The 22,047-nt window shown below is 52.2% G+C and carries 16 protein-coding genes, 1 tRNA gene and 2 pseudogenes; 10 read left to right on the forward strand and 9 right to left on the reverse strand.

The window, feature by feature from the left end; genetic code table 11:
• Positions 1-45: 45 nt before the first annotated feature.
• Both RDO88_RS10430 and thrC read left to right on the forward strand, forming a co-directional pair.
• Positions 46-1,293, forward strand: a complete 1,248-nt coding sequence (locus RDO88_RS10430) for a cofactor-independent phosphoglycerate mutase (protein WP_307759312.1) — start codon at positions 46-48, stop codon at positions 1,291-1,293.
• A 19-nt stretch (positions 1,294-1,312) separates the two neighbouring features.
• Positions 1,313-2,614, forward strand: a complete 1,302-nt coding sequence (gene thrC / locus RDO88_RS10435) for a threonine synthase (RefSeq protein WP_307759313.1) — start codon at positions 1,313-1,315, stop codon at positions 2,612-2,614.
• Between the two features lie 112 nt (positions 2,615-2,726).
• On the opposite strand, the gene RDO88_RS10440 is transcribed toward thrC, so the two are convergent.
• Positions 2,727-2,800, reverse strand: a tRNA-Met gene (locus tag RDO88_RS10440).
• A 263-nt stretch (positions 2,801-3,063) separates the two neighbouring features.
• Between RDO88_RS10440 and RDO88_RS10445 the strand changes: the two genes are divergently transcribed.
• The 8 genes from RDO88_RS10445 (at position 3,064) to RDO88_RS10480 (ending at position 12,320) form a co-directional block, all read left to right on the forward strand.
• Positions 3,064-3,450, forward strand: coding sequence for an START-like domain-containing protein (locus RDO88_RS10445; protein ID WP_307759314.1), 387 nt, complete (start codon positions 3,064-3,066; stop codon positions 3,448-3,450).
• Positions 3,451-3,528: 78 nt separating this feature from the next.
• Positions 3,529-5,430 (forward strand): LptF/LptG family permease, encoded by a 1,902-nt coding sequence (locus RDO88_RS10450; RefSeq protein WP_307759315.1) that lies wholly within the window; start codon positions 3,529-3,531, stop codon positions 5,428-5,430.
• Positions 5,431-5,456: 26 nt separating this feature from the next.
• Positions 5,457-6,671, forward strand: a complete 1,215-nt coding sequence (locus RDO88_RS10455; RefSeq protein ID WP_307759316.1) for a bifunctional 3,4-dihydroxy-2-butanone-4-phosphate synthase/GTP cyclohydrolase II — start codon at positions 5,457-5,459, stop codon at positions 6,669-6,671.
• 81 nt (positions 6,672-6,752) lie between these two features.
• Positions 6,753-7,946, forward strand: a complete 1,194-nt coding sequence (locus RDO88_RS10460; RefSeq protein ID WP_307759317.1) for an aminotransferase class I/II-fold pyridoxal phosphate-dependent enzyme — start codon at positions 6,753-6,755, stop codon at positions 7,944-7,946.
• A gap of 313 nt (positions 7,947-8,259) precedes the next feature.
• Positions 8,260-9,216 (forward strand): methylenetetrahydrofolate reductase [NAD(P)H], encoded by a 957-nt coding sequence (gene metF, locus RDO88_RS10465; protein WP_307759318.1) that lies wholly within the window; start codon positions 8,260-8,262, stop codon positions 9,214-9,216.
• A gap of 15 nt (positions 9,217-9,231) precedes the next feature.
• On the forward strand, positions 9,232-10,359 hold the full coding sequence (locus RDO88_RS10470; protein WP_307759319.1) for a DNA polymerase III subunit delta: 1,128 nt from the start codon (positions 9,232-9,234) through the stop codon (positions 10,357-10,359).
• 26 nt (positions 10,360-10,385) lie between these two features.
• On the forward strand, positions 10,386-11,732 hold the full coding sequence (locus RDO88_RS10475; RefSeq protein WP_307759320.1) for a regulatory iron-sulfur-containing complex subunit RicT: 1,347 nt from the start codon (positions 10,386-10,388) through the stop codon (positions 11,730-11,732).
• A gap of 42 nt (positions 11,733-11,774) precedes the next feature.
• Complete coding sequence (locus tag RDO88_RS10480; protein ID WP_307759321.1) at positions 11,775-12,320, forward strand: gliding motility lipoprotein GldH; 546 nt, start codon at positions 11,775-11,777, stop codon at positions 12,318-12,320.
• Here the strand turns inward: RDO88_RS10480 and rodA (RDO88_RS13550) are convergent.
• The 8 genes and pseudogenes from rodA (RDO88_RS13550) to RDO88_RS10515 all read right to left on the reverse strand — a co-directional run.
• A pseudogene (gene rodA / locus RDO88_RS13550) lies at positions 12,259-12,906 on the reverse strand (rod shape-determining protein RodA); the annotation flags it as partial. The gene RDO88_RS10480 and the pseudogene rodA (RDO88_RS13550) sit on opposite strands and share 62 nt — an antisense overlap.
• A gap of 140 nt (positions 12,907-13,046) precedes the next feature.
• Positions 13,047-13,725, reverse strand: a pseudogene (gene rodA, locus RDO88_RS13555) (rod shape-determining protein RodA); the annotation flags it as partial.
• Positions 13,706-15,574 carry a penicillin-binding protein 2 gene (gene mrdA / locus RDO88_RS10490; protein ID WP_307759323.1) on the reverse strand — a complete coding sequence of 623 codons (1,869 nt, stop codon included), beginning with the start codon at positions 15,572-15,574 and terminating at the stop codon, positions 13,706-13,708. The pseudogene rodA (RDO88_RS13555) and the gene mrdA, both read right to left, overlap by 20 nt.
• A 44-nt stretch (positions 15,575-15,618) precedes the next feature.
• A complete protein-coding gene (gene mreD / locus RDO88_RS10495) occupies positions 15,619-16,125 on the reverse strand; it encodes a rod shape-determining protein MreD (protein WP_307759324.1) in 507 nt (168 codons plus the stop codon).
• Between the two features lie 32 nt (positions 16,126-16,157).
• On the reverse strand, positions 16,158-17,000 hold the full coding sequence (mreC, locus tag RDO88_RS10500; protein ID WP_307759325.1) for a rod shape-determining protein MreC: 843 nt from the start codon (positions 16,998-17,000) through the stop codon (positions 16,158-16,160).
• 27 nt (positions 17,001-17,027) lie between these two features.
• Positions 17,028-18,050: a rod shape-determining protein gene (locus tag RDO88_RS10505; RefSeq protein ID WP_021848740.1), complete on the reverse strand. Its 1,023-nt coding sequence runs from the start codon at positions 18,048-18,050 to the stop codon at positions 17,028-17,030.
• Positions 18,051-18,156: 106 nt separating this feature from the next.
• The gene (purH, locus tag RDO88_RS10510; RefSeq protein WP_307759326.1) at positions 18,157-19,683 is read right to left on the reverse strand and encodes a bifunctional phosphoribosylaminoimidazolecarboxamide formyltransferase/IMP cyclohydrolase; all 1,527 of its coding nucleotides are present in this window, start codon (positions 19,681-19,683) and stop codon (positions 18,157-18,159) included.
• A gap of 310 nt (positions 19,684-19,993) precedes the next feature.
• Positions 19,994-22,030: a M13-type metalloendopeptidase gene (locus RDO88_RS10515; RefSeq protein WP_307759327.1), complete on the reverse strand. Its 2,037-nt coding sequence runs from the start codon at positions 22,028-22,030 to the stop codon at positions 19,994-19,996.
• Between the last annotated feature and the right edge of the window lie 17 nt (positions 22,031-22,047).

The following is a 22,047-nucleotide window of genomic DNA, read 5'->3' on the forward strand; positions in this document are numbered from 1 at the left end:
ACTTCGCAATTCTCCATTTTCAATTTTCAATCATCCATTAAAGAAATGAAACACATCATCATATTGGGCGATGGCATGGCCGACTGGCCTGTCAAGTCGCTGGGCGGTAAGACTTTGCTACAGGTTGCACACACTCCCTACATGGACAAGCTGGCCCGCATGGGTCGCACAGGCCGGCTTGTTACAGTAGCCAATGGCTTCCACCCCGGCAGCGAGGTGGCCAACATGTCTGTCATGGGTTACAACTTGCCCAAGGTGTACGAAGGCCGCGGTCCGCTGGAAGCCGCCAGCATTGGCGTCGACCTGAAGCCGGGCGAGATGGCTATGCGGTGCAACATCATTTGTATCGAAGGCGACCTGCTGAAGAACCATTCGGCGGGGCACATCACAACACCCGAAGCCGACATACTGGTGAAGTATCTTCAGGAGAAGTTAGGAAACGAGCGGGTACATTTCTACACTGGTGTGCAGTACCGCCATTTGCTGGTTATCAAGGGAGGTGACAAGCGTATTGATTGTACGCCGCCCCATGATGTGCCGCTCAAGCCCTACCGTCCACTGATGGTGAAACCTATGCCGGGTACGGAACACATCACCCAGCCTGAAGGTGGTGCCGAGCTGACGCCCCAACAGACGGCCGACCTGATAAACGACCTGATAGTACGCTCGCAAAAACTGCTTGAAAACCATCCCCTCAACCTGAAGCGCAAAGCCGAGGGGAAGGACCCAGCCAACAGCATCTGGCCATGGAGTCCCGGCTATCGTCCGCAGATGGAACCGCTGGCCGTGAAATATCCTCAAATCCGCAAAGGTAGTGTCATCTCGGCTGTCGATTTGATCAACGGCATAGGCTATTATGCAGGCCTGCGTCGTCTGACGGTAGAGGGAGCCACCGGATTGTATGACACGAACTATGAGAACAAGGCTGCCGCTGCGCTCGAGGCTCTGAAGACCGACGACTTCGTCTATCTCCACGTGGAGGCCAGTGACGAGGCAGGGCACGAGGGCGATGTAGACTTGAAGATACGCACTATCGAGAACCTGGACAGCCGCGCCATAGGTCCCATTTATGAGGCGGTGAAGGATTGGGACGAACCGGTAGCCATCGCCGTCCTACCCGATCACCCCACCCCCTGCAAGCTCCGTACGCATACGGCCGAGCCTGTACCTTTCCTTATCTGGTATCCAGGCATAGAACCCGACGAGGTGCAGACCTTCGACGAAGTAGCCGCCTGCAGTGGTGCCTACGGCCTGATGAAGGAAGACGAGTTTATGAACGAATTTATGAAATAACCCAAATACCGAAAAAGACATGAAATACTATAGTACCAACCGACAGGAACGTAATGTCAGCCTGGAAGAAGCCGTCGTCAAAGGACTGGCCGCTGACAAGGGACTCTACATGCCCGATACCATCAAGTCGCTGCCCGCGTCGTTTTACGACCACATTGAGGGACTCAGCTTTCAGGAGATAGCTTGTCGTGTGGCCGACGCTTTCTTTGGTGAAGACGTGCCTGCCGACATCTTAAAACAGATAGTTTGTGATACACTGAGTTTCGATGCCCCCTTGGTGCCCGTGTCAGACGGCATCTATTCGTTGGAACTGTTCCACGGCCCTACGCTGGCTTTCAAGGATGTGGGTGGCCGCTTCATGGCGCGCCTGCTGGGTTACTTTATCCACAAGGAGGGCAAGCAGCAGGTCAACGTACTGGTAGCCACTTCGGGCGACACAGGTAGTGCGGTAGCCAACGGTTTCTTGGGTGTGGAAGGGATTCATGTTTATGTACTCTACCCCAAAGGCAAGGTGAGCGAGATACAGGAGAAGCAGTTCACCACCTTAGGGCAGAACATCACCGCCCTCGAAGTGGACGGTACTTTTGACGATTGTCAGGCACTGGTAAAGGCCGCCTTCATGGACCAGGAACTGAACGCCCACATGCAGCTGACAAGCGCCAACTCCATCAATGTGGCACGTTTCCTTCCGCAAGCCTTCTACTATTTTTATGCCTATGCCCAATTGAAGAAAACGGGAAAAGCCGGCAACGTCGTTGTCTGTGTACCCAGCGGTAACTTCGGCAATATCACGGCGGGACTCTTTGGCAAGCGCATGGGGTTACCCGTAAAACGTTTTATCGCCGCCAATAACCGCAACGACATCTTCTACCAATACCTGCAGACAGGAGTCTATTCACCTCGTCCGTCGGTAGCTACCATTGCCAATGCCATGGACGTAGGTGCGCCCAGCAACTTTGCCCGTGTACTCGATCTTTATGGCAATAGCCATGCCGACATCTGTACCGACATCAGCGGAGCCACCTACACCGACGAACAGATAGCCGAAACGGTAAAGGATGTATGGCAAACACATCACTACCTGCTCGATCCGCATGGTGCCTGCGGTTATCGTGCCTTGGCCGAAGGATTGAAGCCGAGTGAAGCAGGCATCTTTCTGGAAACAGCCCATCCCGCCAAATTCAAGGATACGGTGGAAAGAATCATTGGTGAAGAAGTGGAAATACCAGCCAAGCTGCAGGCCTTTATGAAAAGTAAGAAGCAGAGCGTAGCGATGCCGAAAGAGTTTGCTGCATTCAAGGAGTACCTGATGAACCGATAAAAACAATCCCCAAGAGTTTAGTCTACATACTCTTGGGGATCATTACATCTAAACAGACAATAAAAAAGACCGCCAAGTGTGGAAGCCACTCAACAGTCCAAATCTTTTGTAGTAGCGGGACCCGGGATTGAACCGGGGACCTCATGATTATGAATCATGCGCTCTAACCAGCTGAGCTATCCCGCCATCGTTTCTCGATTGCGGGTGCAAAGATACGGCTTTTATTTAAACTACCAAAACTTTTCATCTATTTTTCTATATTTTCTTCATTTTGGGAAGTTCAGGCTGTACAAGAAAGAAAAAAGTCATCCTAAGACAAACCAGATATTATTCTCATTTTCAACAAGATATATATATCCTCAAAAAGTAAACAAAAGAAAAATACAAATTTATTTTTTATAATTAGAAATAATGTCTTAACTTGGCGACGCAAATTGAACAATGAAACTATGGACAGAGAGAAGATACATTTGCAATATCCTTTGAACGCCACTTCCAAAACGATTCTATGGAATGCCATCAGTACGCCAAGCGGTTTGGAAGGCTGGTTTGCCGACCATGTACAGTCAGACGACAAGACCGTAACATTCTTTTGGGGAAAGACAGAATCACGAACCGCTGAAATCATAGCTGTACGCGCCTTCTCCTTTATACGCTTCCGATGGACAGATTTGAAAGGGTCGCGCGAATATTTCGAATTCAGAATGGGTTATAGCGAACTGACCAACGACTTTACGCTTGAAATTATAGACTTTGCCTCCAAGGACGAAGTGGACGACATGCGCGAATTATGGGATTCGCAAGTGGAAACTTTGCGTCGGGTGTGCGGCTTTTAGTTAACTTTCAATTAAAAATTTCACGCACTCCCTTTTTTGTACTACTTTTGCGCTTTAAACAAGTATGAGACAAGCAACATGCTGCGCATAAAAAAGTTAGACATATTCATTCTGAAGAGTTTCTGCCTGCTCTTTGCCGGTACTTTCTTCATCTGCCTCTTCATCTTCATGATGCAATTCCTGTGGAGATATGTAGACGAACTGGTAGGGAAAGGACTCGAAATGACTGTTTTGGCCCAATTCTTCTTCTACTCCGCCCTCACGTTGGTCCCCGTTTCGTTGCCTTTGGCCGTATTGCTGGCAGCTCTGATTACATTCGGTAATTTCGGCGAGCGCTTCGAATTGTTGGCTATGAAGGCCGCAGGCATTTCGCTCATTAAGATTATGCGCCCGCTCATTGTGTTCATCACTTTCATTTGCTGCGTTTCTTTCTACTTTCAGAATGTTATCGGCCCCAAAGCCCAAACCAAATTATGGACACTCGTCTTCTCTATGAAACAGAAATCCCCCGAACTGGATATACCCGAAGGGGTCTTCTACGACGAAATAGAGGGGTATAACCTGTATGTCAAGAAGAAGGACCGTAAGACGGGTATGCTCTACGACGTGCTCATCTATAATTTTGAAAAGGGATTTGAAAACGCCCAAATCATCAAAGCCGACTCAGGACGGCTCGAAATGACGGCCGACAAACAGCATCTGTACCTCCATCTGTACAGCGGCGAACAATTTGAAAACCTGAAGTCACAGAACATGAACCAGAAAAATGTGCCCTACCGACGGGAAAGTTTCCGCGAAAAGCACGCCATTATCGAGTTCGATTCTGACTTCAACATGGCGGATGAGGGAATTATGGGAGGAACGGCCCAAAGCAAGGACATGAACATGCTCCAAGCAGCCATCGACTCCATGAAAGTGCACAACGACAGTATTGGGCGGGCCTATTATACAGAAGTGATGGGAAGCACCTATCAGCCTGCCCCTTCACTCACCAAAGCCGATACAACCAAAATCGAAGAAGCCCTACCGACGGCTTACAACCTGGACAGTCTGTTCAATTCGTACACCTTGGCTGAAAAACAGAAAATCATCAACTCGGCCGTCAGCCGCGCCCAAAGCACGGGTAGCGACTGGAGCTTCAAAAGTTTCAACGTGTCGCAAACCGATGTCAACCTGCGCCGCCACATGACGGCCTGGCACGAAAAGCTGACCCTCTCATTGGCCTGCCTCATTTTCTTCTTTATCGGCGCACCACTGGGAGGTATCATCCGCAAAGGTGGATTGGGGATGCCTGTCATCGTATCGGTACTGATATTCATCATCTATTATATCATTAATAATACAGGTTTCAAAATGGCCCGCGACGGCAAGTGGATTGTATGGATGGGTATGTGGACTAGTACGGCCGTGCTGGCTCCGCTGGGTGCCTTCCTCACCTACAAGTCGAACAACGACTCGGTAGTGCTCAACGCCGATGCCTATATCCAATTCTTCAAGAAACTCATAGGTATACGTAGTGTACGCCACCTTTTCCGCAAGGAAGTCATCATCCACGATCCCGACTATCAGCGTCTGCCGGGTGAACTCCAAGCTCTTTCGGATGAATGCCGCAGCTACATGGAGCAGAAAAACCTGAAAGGTGCTCCCAATTACTTCAAATTGTGGATGACCGACGCACAGGATGAGGCAGTGGAGAACATCAGCAACCAGATGGAACAGTTGGTAGAAGAATTGTCGAACACCCGTTCGACCAACTTGTTGACACTGACCAATAACCTGCCCATCATCCCCGTACGTGCCCACACGCGGCCTTTCCGCACGTATTGGCTTAACGTGGCCTGTGGCGTGATTGTACCCGTAGGACTGTTCCTCTACTTCCGCATCTGGGCCTTCCGTATCCGACTCTACAAAGATTTGGAGCGTATCATCAAAACCTGCACCGACCTGCAGCTGATGATGGAAAAAGAAAAAAACAAATAACCACTATATTATTAGAATAAATACGTATGGAGAAAGTAAAACTGAATACCATCGAAGAGGCCATTGAAGAGTTCAAGGCCGGTAACTTTGTCATCGTGGTAGACGATGAAGACCGTGAAAACGAGGGCGACCTCATCATTGCCGCCGAAAAGATTACCCCCGAGAAGGTGAACTTCATGCTGAAGCATGCCCGCGGCGTGCTCTGCGCGCCCATCACCGTGTCGCGCTGCAAGGAGCTGGACCTGCCTCATCAGGTACTGGACAACACCTCCGTACTGGGTACTCCCTTTACCGTGACCATCGACAAGCTGGAAGGATGCAGTACGGGTGTGTCGGCCGCCGACCGCGCCGCTACCATCCAGGCTCTGGCCGACCCCGCTTCAACTCCTGCTACCTTCGGTCGTCCCGGCCACATCAATCCGCTCTATGCGCAGGAAAAAGGGGTATTACGCCGCGCCGGCCATACCGAAGCCACCATCGACCTCTGCCGCCTGGCCGGCCTCTATCCCGCTGGCGCCCTGATGGAGATTATGAACGATGATGGCACCATGGCCCGCCTGCCCGAATTACGACAGATGGCCGACGAGTATGGCCTGAAACTCATTTCCATCCACGACATGATAGCCTATCGGTTGAAACAGGAGTCTATCGTAGAGAAAGGTGTAGAAGTACACATGCCCACCGCCCATGGAGACTTCCGACTCATCGCGTTCCGCCAAAAGTCCAACGGATTGGAACACGTAGCCCTGTTCAAGGGCGAATGGAAGCCCGACGAGCCCATTCTGGTACGCGTTCATTCCTCGTGCGCTACAGGCGACATCTTCGCCTCCAAGCGTTGCGATTGCGGCGAGCAGCTCCACAAGGCCATGGAAATGATTGAACAGGCCGGCAAGGGTGTCATCGTCTACCTCAACCAGGAAGGACGCGGCATCGGGCTGATGGAAAAGATGAAAGCCTACAAGTTGCAGGAAGACGGTATGGACACCGTAGACGCCAATATCTGCCTGGGACACCTGGCCGACGAACGTGACTATGGCGTAGGCGCCCAAATCCTCCGCGAACTGGGCGTACATCAAATGCGCCTCATGACCAACAACCCCGTAAAGCGCGTGGGACTCGAAGCTTACGGTCTTGAAATTGCCGAGATAGTTCCCATCGAAACTACCCCCAACCCTTACAACGAGCGCTATCTGCGTACGAAGAAGGAACGCATGGGCCACACGCTGCATTTCAACAAGTAATTGTCCATTTGCTTTCGCGTGTCGGGAAAAATCTGTTATTTTGCAACTGAAATACAACAACCCTCTAAAAATAGAAATAAAATGAACCAATTATCTGACCGTCTGAACAGCTTGTCGCCGTCGGCGACACTGGCCATGTCTCAAAAGAGTGCCGAGCTGAAGGCACAGGGCGTGGATGTGATTAACCTGAGTGTCGGCGAACCCGACTTCAATACCCCCGACCACATTAAAGAGGCTGCCAAGCAGGCCATCGACGAGAACTACTCGCGCTACTCCCCCGTAGCGGGTTATCCTGCCCTGCGCAATGCCATCGTGGCCAAGCTGAAGAACGAAAACGGTCTGGACTATACCGCTGCCCAGATTTCGTGTGCCAACGGTGCCAAGCAGTCGGTGTGCAACACCATCCTGACACTGGTCAACCCCGGCGACGAAGTCATCGTGCCTGCTCCCTACTGGGTAAGCTACCCTGAAATGGTGAAGCTGGCCGAAGGCAAGCCCGTCATCGTAACTGCAGGTATCGAGCAGGATTTCAAGATGACACCTGCCCAACTGGAGGCTGCCATCACACCGAAGACCAAGGCTCTGATTCTCTGTTCGCCGTCCAACCCGACAGGTTCGGTCTATAGCGCCGAAGAGCTGGCCGGTCTGGCTGCCGTACTCGAGAAGTATCCGCAAGTCTACGTCATCGCCGACGAGATTTACGAACACATCAACTACATCGGCCGTCACCACAGCATCGCCCAGATTCCTTCGATGAAGGACCGTACGGTCATTGTAAACGGTGTATCCAAGGCCTACGCCATGACAGGCTGGCGTATCGGTTTCATCGCCGGTCCCGAATGGATTGTGAAAGGTGTGAACAAGCTGCAGGGGCAATACACGTCAGGTCCTTGCTCCGTATCGCAGAAAGCAGCCGAAGCTGCCTATACCGGCACACAGGCTCCTGTTGAAGAAATGCGCAAGGCCTTCCAGCGCCGCCGCGACCTCATTGTGAAGCTGGCCAAGGAAGTACCGGGTTTTGAAGTGAATGTACCCGAAGGCGCCTTCTACCTCTTCCCCAAGTGCAGCTCGTTCTTCGGCAAGTCGGCCGGCGACCGTAAAATCAATACATCCGACGATCTGGCCATGTATCTGCTCGAAGTGGGGCACGTAGCTTGCGTAGGCGGTACGTCGTTCGGTGCTCCCGAGTGCATCCGCATGAGCTATGCTACCAGCGACGAGAACATCGTTGAAGCCATCCGCCGCATCAAGGAAGCTCTGGCTGCGTTGAAGTAAAAGAATCAAAATTGGTATATATATCCCCTTGCCGGGCCTCTCGCAGTGAGAGGGCGGCAAGGGGATTTTTTATGCCCGACTTACAGAGGTTGAAAATCAGGCAATGTTTCAGGGGAAAACATCGTATGTTTTGAGGGAAAACATTGCTTGTTTCAAGGCAAAAGGTCGTATGTTTTCCAGAGGCTCCAAGCCCGGCCCGGCAAAGACAAATTAAAAAAATCGTTTTCATTTGCCTATGCGCCCGCCTTTTACTATTTTTGTCCCAATATGCACCGATGCGTGCCGAAACGACTTAAACAAAGAGACCAAAGACATGAATGTCATAGAACTGATAAACAGCAACCAGCATACGGCCTTCTCCTTCGAAGTGCTGCCCCCGCTCAAGGGGACAGGCATCGAACGGCTGTATACCACCATAGACACGCTGCGCGAATTTGATCCCAAATACATCAACATCACTACCCATCGGAGCGAATATGTGTACCAAGAGTTGGGCAACGGACTCTACCAACGCAAGCGGCTCCGCCGCCGGCCGGGTACCGTAGCCGTGGCAGCAGCCATCCAGAACAAATATGGACTGACCACTGTTCCCCATCTGCTGTGCAGCGGATTCACCCGCGAAGATACCGAATATGTGCTGCTCGACCTTCAATTCCTGGGCATCACCGACCTGCTGGTGCTGCGCGGCGACAAGGCCAAGCACGAAGCACGTTTTGTGCCCGAGGAGGGCGGTTACAGTCATGCCATCGAACTGGAAGAACAAATCAACCGCTTCAACCAAGGTATCTTCGAAGACGGAAGTCCGATGACCGTGACGCGTACGCCTTTCAGCTACGGAGTGGCCTGCTACCCCGAGAAGCATGACGAGGCGCCCAATCTGGAAAATGACCTGATGTGGCTCAAACGAAAAGTAGATGCAGGTGCGCAATATGCCGTAACGCAGCTTTTCTATGACAACCGCCGTTACTTCGACTTTGTAGACCGTGCCCGCCAGGCTGGTATCACCGTGCCCATTATCCCCGGTATCAAGCCTCTGAAACGCACGGCACAGCTGAGTATCATCCCCAAGACATTCAAGGTGGATATCCCGCAGGAACTGGCCGAAGCAGTAGAACGGTGTGCTGGCGACGACGAAAAAGTACGCCAGGTAGGTATCGAATGGTGCGTGGCCCAATGCCGCGAACTGATGGAGCACGGAGTTCCCAGCCTGCACTTCTACTCCGTAGCTGCTGAAGACAGTATCCGTGAAGTGGCAAAACAGATTTTCTGACAGACAATAAAGGCGATGACAGGACTGGAGGACATCATAGGACAACGGGAGACGGGCCGCATGCTGAAGCAGGAAGTGGCAACCGGCCGCATGGCCCACGCACTGCTGCTGACGGGGCCGCGCGGAGTCGGCAAGTTGCCGCTGGCGCTGGCATTGGGCAGACGCTTGTGTTGTACCCATCCTACAGACGACGGTGAGGCGTGCGGACGCTGTACGGCATGCCTGGGTTGGGAAAAGCTGGCACATGCTGATGCTCACTTTGTGTTCCCCATTGTCGGTACCAAAAATACGTGCGACGACTACCTGCCACGCTGGCGCGAGATGGTGCTCGAAAATCCCTACACCGACCTGAGCCGATGGAACGAACGTATGGGGGCCGGTAACGCCCAGCCGATGATTTATGCCACCGAAGCCGACCGTACCCTGCGCAAGCTGAGCCTGAGGTCGGCTACTGGCGGATGGAGGGTAGTCGTGGTCTGGCTGCCCGAACGTATGAACGAAGCCTGTGCCAACAAGATGCTGAAGTTGCTTGAAGAACCGCCCTCGAAGACAGCTTTCCTGATGGTAAGCGAAGAACCCGAGCGGTTGCTGGCCACTATTGTAAGCCGCACACAACGCATTTACGTGCCCCGCATTACAGAAGCCGACTTGGCAGAAGCCCTGCAGACGCGTTACGGCCATTCGGCCGACGAAGCCGCAGCCCTGGCCCATCGCGCAGACGGCAGTCTGCTGAAAGCCTTGGAGCTGGCCGGACAGAGTGGCGAACAAGCTCTGTGCTTCGAACTGTTCACACGACTGATGCGCCTGGCCTGGAAACGGGACATACGCGGCATGAAGGCTTGGAGCGAAGAAGTGGCCACGCTGGGACGAGAACGCCAGAAGACATTTTTGGAATACGCACAGCGCATGGTGCGCGAAAACTTCATCGCCAACTTCCATCGGCCGGAGATGAATTACATGGGAACGGACGAGCAGCAGTTTGCCGTTCGCTTCGCTCCGTTCATACACGAACGCAACATCATGGGTATTACCGACCTGCTGGCACGGGCACAGGAACACGTGGCACAAAACGTGAACCCGCGCATGGTGTTCTTCGACGTGATACTGAACATGACGGTGCTTATTAAAATGAAGAATGGATAATTGATATTTAATATTTTATATATAATATGACTGATTTTATACTACATAACGGAAGCGGAGGTCTCTGCTGTAAAAGTTGCGGACGACAGGACCGGCAGTTGAACACGTATGACTGGCTGGCCGACATTCCGGGCAACGAAACCGCCTCGGAATACGTCGAGGTACAGTTCAAGAACACCCGCAAGGGATACTTCCGAAACTCCAATCACCTGGAGCTGGCCAAAGGCGACACCGTGGCCGTGGAAGCCAACCCGGGCCACGATATCGGCGTAGTGACACTGACAGGCCAACTCGTGCCCCTGCAGATGAAAAAAGCCAATATCCGATCGGAGGCCGACATCCGCCGTATCTACCGCAAGGCCAAGCCTACCGACATGGAAAAATATGCCGAGGCCAAAGCACGCGAACACGACACGATGATACGTTCGCGCCAGATAGCCCTCAGCCTGGGACTGGACATGAAGATAGGCGACGTGGAATATCAGGGCGACGGGAACAAGGCCATCTTCTACTACATTGCCGAAGGGCGTGTGGACTTCCGCCAACTTATCAAGGTATTGGCCGAAGTATTCCGCGTACGCATCGAGATGAAGCAGATTGGTGCCCGCCAGGAAGCCGGACGTATCGGAGGTATCGGCCCCTGCGGACGCGAATTGTGCTGTGCCACATGGATGACAAGCTTCGTCAGCGTATCAACCGGAGCAGCGCGCTATCAGGACATCTCACTCAACCCGCAAAAGCTGGCCGGACAGTGTGCCAAGCTGAAATGCTGTCTGAACTACGAGGTAGACTGCTACGTCGAAGCTCAGAAGCGTCTGCCCAGCAAGGAAGTGACGCTCCACACAAAGGATGCCGAATGGTTCTGGTTCAAGGCCGACATCCTGGCCGGGCAAGTAACTTATTCAAGCGACAAGGCCATACCGGCCAATCTGACTACTATTAGTGCCCGCCGCGCTTTCGAAATTATCGGGATGAACAAGCGGGGCAACGCACCCGAGGCATTGGTCGAAAGCGAAAACGACGTTAAAGCACCTTCGACCGACTTGTTGGAACAGGAAAGCGTGACCCGTTTCGACCGTAATCGTAAGGGCAAAGGCGGAGAAGGTAGCAAAAACGGAGGAAAGAAAAAGAAAAAAGCCAAAAGTAGCGGACAGCCTGCCCAGACCGACAAACCCGCTGCACAGGCACGTCCTACTGCATCCGACAAGCCGGCATCTGCAAAAGTAGAAAAAACTGAAAAGACTGAGAAACCTGAAAAAGCGGAAAAGAACGGAGGAAACGGCCAGAATCGCAACCGACGTAACCGCCCCAAACAGGAGCGGCGGGAACGGCCTCAACAAAACAATGGCAACAGCGAACAGTCTGCCTCCTGAGTTTCCTCTCTATCTACATTGTTAAATGGAAAGGTACATAGGATGATGAAAGGAATAGGAAAAGCGATAGGAGCAGCTGTATTGGCCGGCTGTCTGTTGACGGCTTGTAACATATCGCCCGCCTACTACAAATACCAGTCGGTCCGCGGCTTGGCATGGCAACGGACTGACACACTACACTTCGAGGTCAGCCTGCCCGATACGGGGCGGGCCGATCTGGCTGTGTGGCTGGAAATACGTCATCGGGGAGACTACCCCTACCGTAACCTGTCTGTACGTATGGCCCGTCAGACATGGACCACACTGCCGCCCGACACAGTCTGCCAGACAGACACTCTACGGCTTACATTGGCTGATACCGAAGGACGATGGACGGGCGAAGGGCTGGCCAACATTTTCCAATGTACCTTCGAGGCTGGAAAGATTCATACAACAACACCTGCTGTCCTGCACTTTGACATCACACCTGCCCTGCCCGATTCGCTGTTAAAAGGTATCAGCGACATCGGTATACGCCTGGAACACATCAGCGCATCCGATGCCCCCGCGCCGCATCAATCCGCAGAAACACAAAAAGCAGAATCGTAAATCCCCACAAAGAAGAGCCTCCGTAACTGAAGAAAGGCAAAGGGATGCCGATAACCGGAGTAAGCCCCAACACCATCCCCACATTGATAAACAGGTGGAAAAAGAAAATACCCATCACGCAATAACCGTACACACGCCCTGAAACGGTGGGTTGGCGTTCGGACAAAGCAATCAACCGTAGAATAAGGGCCATATAAAGCAGAAGTACAGTAACGGAACCAATAAAGCCTTCCTCTTCGCCCACAGTACAAAAAATAAAGTCAGTATCCTGCTCGGGTACGTATTTCAACTTGGTCTGCGTACCATTCAGGAAGCCTTTTCCCGTCAAACCACCCGAACCGATGGCAATCTTCGACTGATTGACATTGTAACCCGCTCCGGCCAAATCTTCTTCCAAACCGAGCAACACCTTGATACGCACCTGCTGATGAGGTTCAAGCAGCTGGTCGAACACGTAACCGCACGAATAGAGAAAACCGACAGAAGCTATCAAAAATACGGCGACAAAACCATAGATACGTTTCCGTTCGCGAAGCAACAGGTAGAACAACCAGCCCAAAGCCATCACGCAAAGTCCCCAAAGTACATACGACACATCAAAAGCCCAAAGCCAGGACGACACGGCACAAGCGAGCAGAACGACTCCTGTACCGGCAAGGGTAACAGGCCACAAGGGCAGGCGATAGCCCACAGGCAGATAGACGCGCAGTAAAGCAGGTACAGAAGCCAGAATCATGCACAGTACTGCAAACTCGCCTACCGAAGTAGTTTCGTGGAACATCCCGACATCAGCAAAACGGATACCCACTACAAAATAAACCACAGCACATACCCCTGCAAACAGAACTGCCCCCGGCATTCCCTCTCTGTAAAGCATCAGGGAAAACGACAGATAAACCAAAGCTGACCCCGTTTCCCGCTGCCCAATAATGAGCAGCATGGGGCAAAAAATAAGGAAAGCAATGGTCAGCACACTGCGCCAGCGATGAAGAACGAAGCCATAGGCTCCCATGAACTTAGCCAAAGCAAGCGCCGTGGCAAACTTGGTAAACTCGGCCGGCTGAAGACTGACAGGCCCCAGGATGAGCCATGAACGCGATCCTTTCGTATCGGGTGCAATAAAGATAGTCACCAGCAAAAGTAGCAACAAGCCGGCATAGATAAGATAAGCAAAAGTATCGTAAAACATATCGTCGAGCAGCAGCAACATGGCTCCCAGGCCAAACGAACAGACAATCCACACAAACTGCTTGCCCGCACGGGTACCAAAATCCAGAAAATCGCGATCGACATAGTCGTAACTCGCCCCACACACGCTGAACCAGCCTCCGATAACCAGCAACAGATAGAGAACTATCGTCACCCAATCCACCGTTTTCCAAATACTATCTCTCCTCGTTACCATAAAATACCACCCGTTTACTGAATTCTTCGGCCAGCACCTCGTTCTGTGGCGAGAGCTTGCCATGCAAATATTGGTCCATCATCAAGGCACCGATGGGTACGCCGTACGTAGCCCCCCATCCACCGTTCTCCACATAAACCACAATGGCAATCTTGGGATCGTCCTTTGGAGCAAAACCCATAAAGACAGAATGGTCTTTTCCATGCGGATTCTGGGCAGTACCGGTCTTACCACAAGCCTCGACGTCGGGCAGCAACGTTCCTACCATACGACAGGTACCGCTGCCCGTACTGCCCGTAACAGCCGCACGCATACCTTCCACAATGTCTTCGTAATACTCGCGGTTGATACCTGTCGTACGCGCTTGCGTATAAAGGCTGTCCAACGGATTATCCTCTATCTCCTTTACTACATGAGGCGTAATGAAGTGACCGCGGTTTGCAATTGTCGCTCCTAAGTTGGCTATCTGCAAAGGAGTGGCCAGCACTTCTCCCTGACCGATAGAAATACTGATAATGGTCAACCCGTTCCATGAGCCCCGGTAGATACGATCATAATGCTGTGCATTGGGAATAAAGCCACGCAATTCGCCAGGGAGATCGACTCCCAACTTATATCCGAATCCTTGTGACACCATGTAATCTTTCCACACCGTAAGGGCTTTCTGGGGCGATCCATACTTGCGGTCGCCAATCATCCGATACAATCCCCAACAGAAATAAGCGTTACACGAAGTGGCAACAGCAGGAATCAACGGTAATGGAGATGCATGTCCATGACATCCCACTTTCAGTCCCCGATGGATGAACCCATGCGAACAAGGGAAAGAAGTCTCCTTTTGAATGATACCCTCTTCGAGAAATATCAGTCCCTGCGTTGTCTTGAATGTAGAACCGGGAGGATAAGTTCCCATAATGGCACGGTTCAGCAAAGGCTTCTGACGGTCTTTCTCCAACATCAGATGATTCTTGCCCCGCTGACGCCCTATCATGATGTGCGGGTCAAAGTTGGGAGAAGACACCATGCAAAGGATTTCTCCAGTCTTCGGTTCAATGGCTACGATTGACCCGATCTTATTCTGCATCAACCGCTCGCCCAGCATCTGCAGATCTATATCAATACCCAGCTTCAGATTTTTACCTGGCACGGAAGGACGGTCCAACTGCCCGTCCATATAATGCCCCTGTATACGTCCATGAGCATCGCGCAACAATACTTCTACCCCTTTCTCGCCTCGCAAGTATTTTTCGTACGAGCGTTCGACACCCTGCTTACCGATATAGTCACCGCGGATGTAATAGTCGTCTTTCTCGATATCGCTCATCGACACTTCGCCAATGTCGCCCAACACATGGGCTGCAGAGTTATAGGAATACTGACGGATGGTACGTCGTTGGATAGAAAAACCTGGAAACTTGAACAACTTCTCCTGAAAGATACCACACTCTTCAGCCGAAAGTTGCGTCATAAAAACCTGTGGCGTGTATTTGGAGTAGCCGGGATTTTTTCTGCGGTTTCGGATATCTTCCATCCGTTGCAGGAACTGTTCACGCGTGATACCCAAAGAACGGCAAAAGTCAAGTGTATCGAGCTGTTCCACTTCGCGCGGAACAAAAGTTATGTCATAGGCCGGCTGGTTGAAAACGAGTAACTTGCCATTACGGTCGTAAATGGCACCGCGTGAAGGATATTGTATTTTGTTCAGGAAAGCATTACTGTCGGCGTAGCGCTTATATTTGTCCGAGAGAATCTGAAGATCGAACAGACGGACAACATAAAGGAGGACTACCGCAACAACAATTGCCCCCAATACATATTTTCTGTTTTCAAATGTATAATCTTTCGCCATCAGCCAATCTTAATATATATTATGAGAAGCGTATGCCCACTTCCTTACTTCTCTTTCCGACCGAAAAGTTCCAGTACCCAAATACAGCAGGTGGTGAGCAATGTGCTGGAAACAATACGCAACAACAAATCCAATGGATGGGTCAGAGAGAAGAATTCGAGCAAAAACAGAACTGCATGGTGTACAAACACAGCAGAGACAACATATTTGAGAAATACGCCCACTCCCATTGTATGCATGGAAAGCACAAGCGTTTCCTGTACATCGCGAGGTACAAACAACCTCAACAACGAAGGACGCAGGAAAGCAACCAATACCGAAGCGGCTGCATTCATCCCCGGCGTGTCGGAAAAGATGTCAACCAACAGGCCGATAGCAAAAGCCCACAACATCAGCACAGAAGGCTTGACATCGTTTTCAAACTTCAGAATAAGAACTACATAAAGAAAAGGCGTGGCGTAACCTGCAATATGAAAGTTGTTCAGAACTAACCCCTGCAACAACACCAGCAGAGCCAGCCATACTGCCTTATATAAATAGCTTATTGCCATGCGTAAACATTCACTGTTCGTTCAACCAACAATCATCTCTCATCCATCTGTTCCAATGCTTTCTGTTCATCTTGTCCGCTACGTGCCAGAATGCGGACCGACCCCAACTTGCCAAAATCAGTGGCCAGCTTCACCTTGAGCAGATAAGAAAGGCCGTCGTTTGAATCGGCCATATCATCCACCGTACCCACCATCAATCCCTGAGGAAAGACAGACGAGAACCCGCTGGTAACCACCGTATCGCCCAAACTGAATTCAGCATGACGAGGCAGGTCTTTCAGATAAGCATAACAAGGATCATCCCCCTCCCACTTCAGATAACCGAAATAATCGCTCCCCTGAATCTTGCAGCTGACACTGGACTTACTGTTGAGCAAAGGGATGACCAACGAATAACGGGGCGATGTCCGATATACAATACCTACCACGCCGGCAGCCCCTACCACACCCATATCGGGACGGACACCTGCTGCACTCCCCTTGTCGAGGGTTATGTAGTTGTCCGCCAGATTCAGGCTGTTCTTTATCACATGCGCCTTGAAAGTCCAATAACCGCCCGGCAGAGGTTTGCCCCCCACCTTGGACGTCAGTGTGTCTCCTGTTTCCTCGGCAAGCGCCTTCTCAAGAAAGGCTACCCGCTGCTCCAGCCAGATGTTGCGGTCAAGCAAATCTTCGTTGGCATCCTTCAGATGGAAATAAGACGTGACGACACCTGCTGCATCGTAGACCATCCCCGCCACATAATTGGCTGACGAAAAGAAAATACTCTGCTGATAGCGCGCAGTCCGCCCGACAAGCACCAGGCAGAAAGCCTCGAGCAGCAGGAAGAGAAACCAATGGCTATACTTCAACAGAAAGTTAAGGAGGTCGCGCACGATGATTAAGCGGTTAGCGGTTAATGATTAACGCATCAGGAACGAGAAACGGTCTACATTCTTCAACGCAATGCCTGTGCCCTTGGCAACGGCGTGCAGAGGATCTTCGGCAATGTGGAAAGGAATGTTGATCTTGTCCGTCAGACGCTTGTCGAGTCCGCGAAGCAAAGCGCCTCCACCAGCCAGATAGATACCGTTGTGTACGATATCGGCATACAGCTCGGGCGGTGTATTTTCAAGCGCACTGAGGATAGCCGTCTCAATCTTCGAGATGGATTTCTCAAGGCAGTGCGCCACTTCCTGATAGCATACGGGCACTTCCATAGGCAGAGCCGTGATACGGTTCGGGCCATGTACGATATAGTCTTCAGGGGCATCGTCACCCAAGTCGGTGAGGGCGGCTCCCACATGTATCTTGATGCGCTCGGCCATACGTTCACTGACCTTCACGTTGTGCTGGCGGCTCATGTACTCCTGAATATCGGCCGTGAGGTCGTCGCCCGCAATACGGATGGAGTTGTTTGATACAATACCTCCCAACGAGATAACGGCGATTTCGGTCGAACCGCCACCTATATCCACAATCATGTTGCCTTCGGGCGCTTCCACGTCGATGCCGATACCGATAGCGGCAGCCATGGGTTCGAAGATGAGGTAAACGTCACGTCCGCCGGCATGCTCGGCCGAGTCGCGCACGGCACGGAGCTCCACTTCGGTACTGCCCGAAGGCACACCGATGACCATGCGGAGCGAAGGCGAAAAGAGACGGTGACGGGTATTCACCATCTTGATAAGTCCGCGTATCATCTGCTCGCAGGCGTAGAAGTCGGCGATAACGCCGTCGCGCAGGGGGCGGATGGTGCGGATGTTCTCATGCGTCTTCTCGTGCATGAGCTTGGCTTTCTCGCCCACGGCAATCATCTTGTCCGTACGGCGGTCGAGGGCCACAACCGAAGGTTCGTCCACCACAATCTTACCGTTGGAGGTAATGATGGTGTTGGCCGTGCCCAGGTCCATGGCTATTTCTTGGGTAAAAGAGAATAATCCCATTTTTTATAGTGATTAATGGTTAGTGGTTAGTGGTTAACGGCAAGCGGCAAGCAGTTATCCGAAAAAGGATGCTAACCGCTCACCGTTAACCGCTTACCACTTTTTTTTAGTGCTTGAAGTGACGAAAACCTGTCGTTACCATGGCGATGCCATGCTCGTTGCAGTAGTCAAAGCTCAGCTGGTCCTTGATGCTTCCGCCCGGCTGGATGACGGCAGTGATGCCTTCGTTGCCCGCAATCTCCACGCAATCGGGGAAGGGGAAGAAGGCGTCGCTGGCCATTACGGCTCCGTGCAGGTCGAAACCGAAGCTCTTGGCCTTCTCGATGGCCTGCTTCAGCGCATCCACACGGCTTGTCTGACCTACGCCGCTGGCCAGCAGCTGGTGTCCTTTGGCCAAGACGATGGCGTTCGATTTGGAGTTCTTCACAATCTTGTTGGCGAAGAGCATATCGTCGATTTCCTGTGCGGTAGGAGCCTTGACGGTCACTACTTTCAAGCCTTCGGGAGTCTCAACCTTGAGGTCGCGGTCCTGTACCAATACGCCGTTCAGCAACGAACGGAACTGCTTCGTGGGCAGTGCACCCTGCTTGCGGGCCAGGATGATGCGGTTTTTCTTCTGACCCAGAATTTCGAGGGCGTCCACGTCATAGTCGGGAGCGATGATGACTTCGAAGAAGATTTTCGTGATTTCCTCGGCAGCAGCCTTGTCGATGACGGCGTTCGTGATGAGCACGCCTCCGAAAGCTGATACGGGGTCGCCTGCCAGGGCGTCCTTCCAAGCCTCGAGCACCGTCGGACGGGTAGCCAAACCACAGGCGTTGTTGTGCTTCAGGATGGCGAACGTCGTGTCGTTTCCGAATTCGTTGATGAGGTCAACGGCCGCATTGATGTCCAGCAGGTTGTTGTAGGAGATTTCCTTGCCGTGGATCTGGTCGAACATCTCGTCCAGATTGCCGTAGAAATATCCTTTCTGATGGGGGTTCTCACCATAACGCAGGGTCTTCTGGTTGTTGGCCGAGTAGCGGAAAGCGCTTCCTTCGCCACCGTCGAAGTAGTTGAAGATGGCCGAGTCGTAGTGTGACGAAACGGCGAAAGCTTCCTTGGCAAACCAGCGGCGCTCTTCAATCGAAGTCATGGCACCATGCTCCATCAGGATGTCGCGCAGGGGCTGGTACTGTGCCTGCGAAGCTACGATGACCACGTCCTTGTAGTTCTTGGCAGCGGCACGGATGAGCGAGATGCCACCTATGTCGATTTTCTCGATAATGTCGGCTTCGGGTGCTCCGCTGGCTACGGTTGCCTCAAACGGATAGAGGTCTACGATGACGAGGTCTATTTCGGGGATTTCATATTTTTCAATCTGTTGCCGGTCCTGCTCCATGTCGCGGCGGCACAGAATGCCTCCGAACACTTTCGGGTGGAGCGTCTTCACGCGGCCGCCCAGGATGGACGGATAGGTGGTCAGTTCTTCCACCGCACGGCAGGGATAACCCAGTCCTTCGATGAACTGGCGTGTGCCGCCTGTCGAGAGGAATTCCACACCTTCTTCGTGCAGTTTGGTGATGATTTCGTCCAAACCGTCTTTATGGTAAACGGATACCAATGCTGTTTTGATTCTCTTTGCTTCCGTCATGACTATATGGTTTTTAAGCGTATATGTATATAATAACCCCGCAAAGTTACAAATTTTGTTGGTTTACCCATATACACCTTGGCAAGAAATTCACCATAATTAAAAGAATGAGAGGTTTACGTCTTTATCCGCCCCAGCCGCCCCTTGTGGAGAAAGCAGTGTTTTCTTCCTCGAAAAGCAATGTTTTCCACCTCGGAAAACGATGCTTTTCTGTTCGACAAGAAATGCCCGACCTTCCACAACGAGAAAGTCGGGCATTTTCAAAAGTTTTCCTGCCGACACGCCATGCGCCTCGGCGATGAAAGAGATTTTACCAGATGGACACGCGTTCGGCGGCGGGGATGAACATCGGATCCTTGTCAGTGATGCCGAAGGCGTCATACCAGGCGGCGATGTGGGGCAGAGCGCCGTTCACACGCCATTCGCCCAGCGAGTGTACGTCAATCTTCGTCAGCTGAAGTACAGCTTCAGGACGGATGTTGTTGGCCCATACGCCTGCATAAGCCAGGAAGAAACGCTGTTCGGGCGTAAAGCCGTCTTTCACTTCGAGCGGAGCACCAGCCGTAGCGTTCTTGAAGGCCTGGAAGGCAACTTGCAAGCCGCCATGGTCGGCGATGTTCTCGCCCAGCGTCATCTTACCGTTGGCATGCACACCAGGAGCCACCTCGATGCTGTCAAAGAAAGCTACCATCACGTTGGCGCGTTCTTCGAACTTCTTGGCGTCTTCTTCCGTCCACCAGTCTTTCAGGTTACCGTCCTTGTCGTACTGGCGGCCCTGGTCGTCGAATCCGTGCGTCATTTCGTGACCGATTACCACACCGATGGCTCCGTAGTTGAAGGCATCGTCCGCGTTCATATCGAAGAAAGGCGGTTGCAGGATGGCGGCAGGGAAGCAGATTTCGTTGGTTGTCGGGTTGTAGTAGGCGTTCACCGTCTGGGGAGTCATCAGCCACTCGTCCTTGTCAACAGGCTTGCCGGCCTTGGTCACCATTTCGGCATGTCCCCACAGGTTGGCACGTTCGATGTTTGCCCAATAAGAATCATCCTTGATTTCCAGTGCGCTATAATCTTTCCATTTGTCAGGATAGCCAATCTTTACGTGGAAGGTAGAGAGCTTCTCCAAAGCCTTCACCTTGGTAGAGTCGCCCATCCATTCGAGGGCCTGGATACGTTCGCCCAAGGCCGTCTGCAAGTTCTTCACAAGGCCCACCATACGTTCTTTGGCGGCGGCAGGGAAGTATTTCTCCACATACATCTGACCTACAGCTTCGCCCAGCATGGAGCTAACCACACTTACGGCCGTCTTCCAGCGGGGCTGCATCTCTTGTGCACCCGACATCGTACGGCTATAGAAGTCGAAGTTCTGCTCCTTCATGGCGTCGTTCAGATAGCTGGCGGCGGCGTCAATCAGCTTCCATTGCAGATAGAGTTTCTGCTGGTCGAGGGGCAGGGTGTCGATAATCTTGACCGATGCCTCGAGCGAAGCGGGCTGGCCGATGATAATTTCGTTCACATTGTTCAGATCGAGTCCTTTCAGATAGGCATCCCAGTCGAAAGTGGCGTATTGCTTCTTGATGTCGTCCATCGCCATCTTGTTGTAGTTGGCATGCGGATCGCGCAGCTCTACACGCGAACGGAAGGCCTTGGCCAGACGAGTTTCCACGTCCATCACGGCCTTCATACCCTGCTCGGCGGTAGCGGCGTCGAAGCCGGCCAGCTGATACATTTTCTTTACATGCTCCTTGAAGGCCTCGCGAATCTTCACGGTAGCCTCATCGTCAAGCAGATAATAGTCGCGGTCGCCCATGCTCAGGCCGTATTGGGCCATCTGCACGGCGTTCATGTTGCTGTTCATCTCGTCGGCACCTACATAGATGGCGAGATAGGCGGCGATACCTTTCTTGTACATTTCGGCCAGCAACGGGTAAAGCTCTTTCTTGTCCTTCAGAGCGGCAATCTGGTCGAGTTCGGCCTTGATGGGAGCTACGCCTTCCTGGTTCAGCTTGACGCTGTCCATCGCAATCTTATACATGTCGCCCACCTTCTGTGCGACAGAGCCTGCCTCGTGTTGCGTAGCGGCCAGTTCTTCGATAAGGCCCTGAATCTGCTTGCGGTTGTTTTCGGCCAAAACGGTGAACGAGCCATACTGAGAATACTCGTCGGTCAGCGGATTGTTTTTGATCCAACCACCGCAGGCATAGCGGTAGAAGTCCGTACCCGGCAGGTTGGTTGTGTCCAGGTTGGCAAGGTCGATGCCGGCGGTCAGAGCCGTCTGCTGCTTGCCAGTGTTGCAGGATGCCAATGCCAGGCAGAGGGCTGCAACGGGGAAATAATACTTCAAATTCATAATCACAATTGTTTAAA

Origin of the sequence: uncultured Mediterranea sp., from assembly GCF_902493215.1 — a bacterium.
Classification (GTDB): Bacteria; Bacteroidota; Bacteroidia; order Bacteroidales; family Bacteroidaceae; genus Bacteroides.

What these genes read in the sequence shown, in the direction of transcription:
- RDO88_RS10430 (WP_307759312.1), top strand. Translation starts at nt 46, where the DNA reads ATGAAACACATCATCATATTGGGCGATGGCATGGCCGACTGGCCTGTC.
- thrC (WP_307759313.1), top strand. Translation starts at nt 1,313, where the DNA reads ATGAAATACTATAGTACCAACCGACAGGAACGTAATGTCAGCCTGGAA.
- RDO88_RS10445 (WP_307759314.1), top strand. Translation starts at nt 3,064, where the DNA reads ATGGACAGAGAGAAGATACATTTGCAATATCCTTTGAACGCCACTTCC.
- RDO88_RS10450 (WP_307759315.1), top strand. Translation starts at nt 3,529, where the DNA reads ATGCTGCGCATAAAAAAGTTAGACATATTCATTCTGAAGAGTTTCTGC.
- RDO88_RS10455 (WP_307759316.1), top strand. Translation starts at nt 5,457, where the DNA reads ATGGAGAAAGTAAAACTGAATACCATCGAAGAGGCCATTGAAGAGTTC.
- RDO88_RS10460 (WP_307759317.1), top strand. Translation starts at nt 6,753, where the DNA reads ATGAACCAATTATCTGACCGTCTGAACAGCTTGTCGCCGTCGGCGACA.
- metF (WP_307759318.1), top strand. Translation starts at nt 8,260, where the DNA reads ATGAATGTCATAGAACTGATAAACAGCAACCAGCATACGGCCTTCTCC.
- RDO88_RS10470 (WP_307759319.1), top strand. Translation starts at nt 9,232, where the DNA reads ATGACAGGACTGGAGGACATCATAGGACAACGGGAGACGGGCCGCATG.
- RDO88_RS10475 (WP_307759320.1), top strand. Translation starts at nt 10,386, where the DNA reads ATGACTGATTTTATACTACATAACGGAAGCGGAGGTCTCTGCTGTAAA.
- RDO88_RS10480 (WP_307759321.1), top strand. Translation starts at nt 11,775, where the DNA reads ATGATGAAAGGAATAGGAAAAGCGATAGGAGCAGCTGTATTGGCCGGC.
- mrdA (WP_307759323.1), bottom strand. Translation starts at nt 15,574, where the DNA reads ATGGCGAAAGATTATACATTTGAAAACAGAAAATATGTATTGGGGGCA.
- mreD (WP_307759324.1), bottom strand. Translation starts at nt 16,125, where the DNA reads ATGGCAATAAGCTATTTATATAAGGCAGTATGGCTGGCTCTGCTGGTG.
- RDO88_RS10505 (WP_021848740.1), bottom strand. Translation starts at nt 18,050, where the DNA reads ATGGGATTATTCTCTTTTACCCAAGAAATAGCCATGGACCTGGGCACG.
- purH (WP_307759326.1), bottom strand. Translation starts at nt 19,683, where the DNA reads ATGACGGAAGCAAAGAGAATCAAAACAGCATTGGTATCCGTTTACCAT.
- RDO88_RS10515 (WP_307759327.1), bottom strand. Translation starts at nt 22,030, where the DNA reads ATGAATTTGAAGTATTATTTCCCCGTTGCAGCCCTCTGCCTGGCATTG.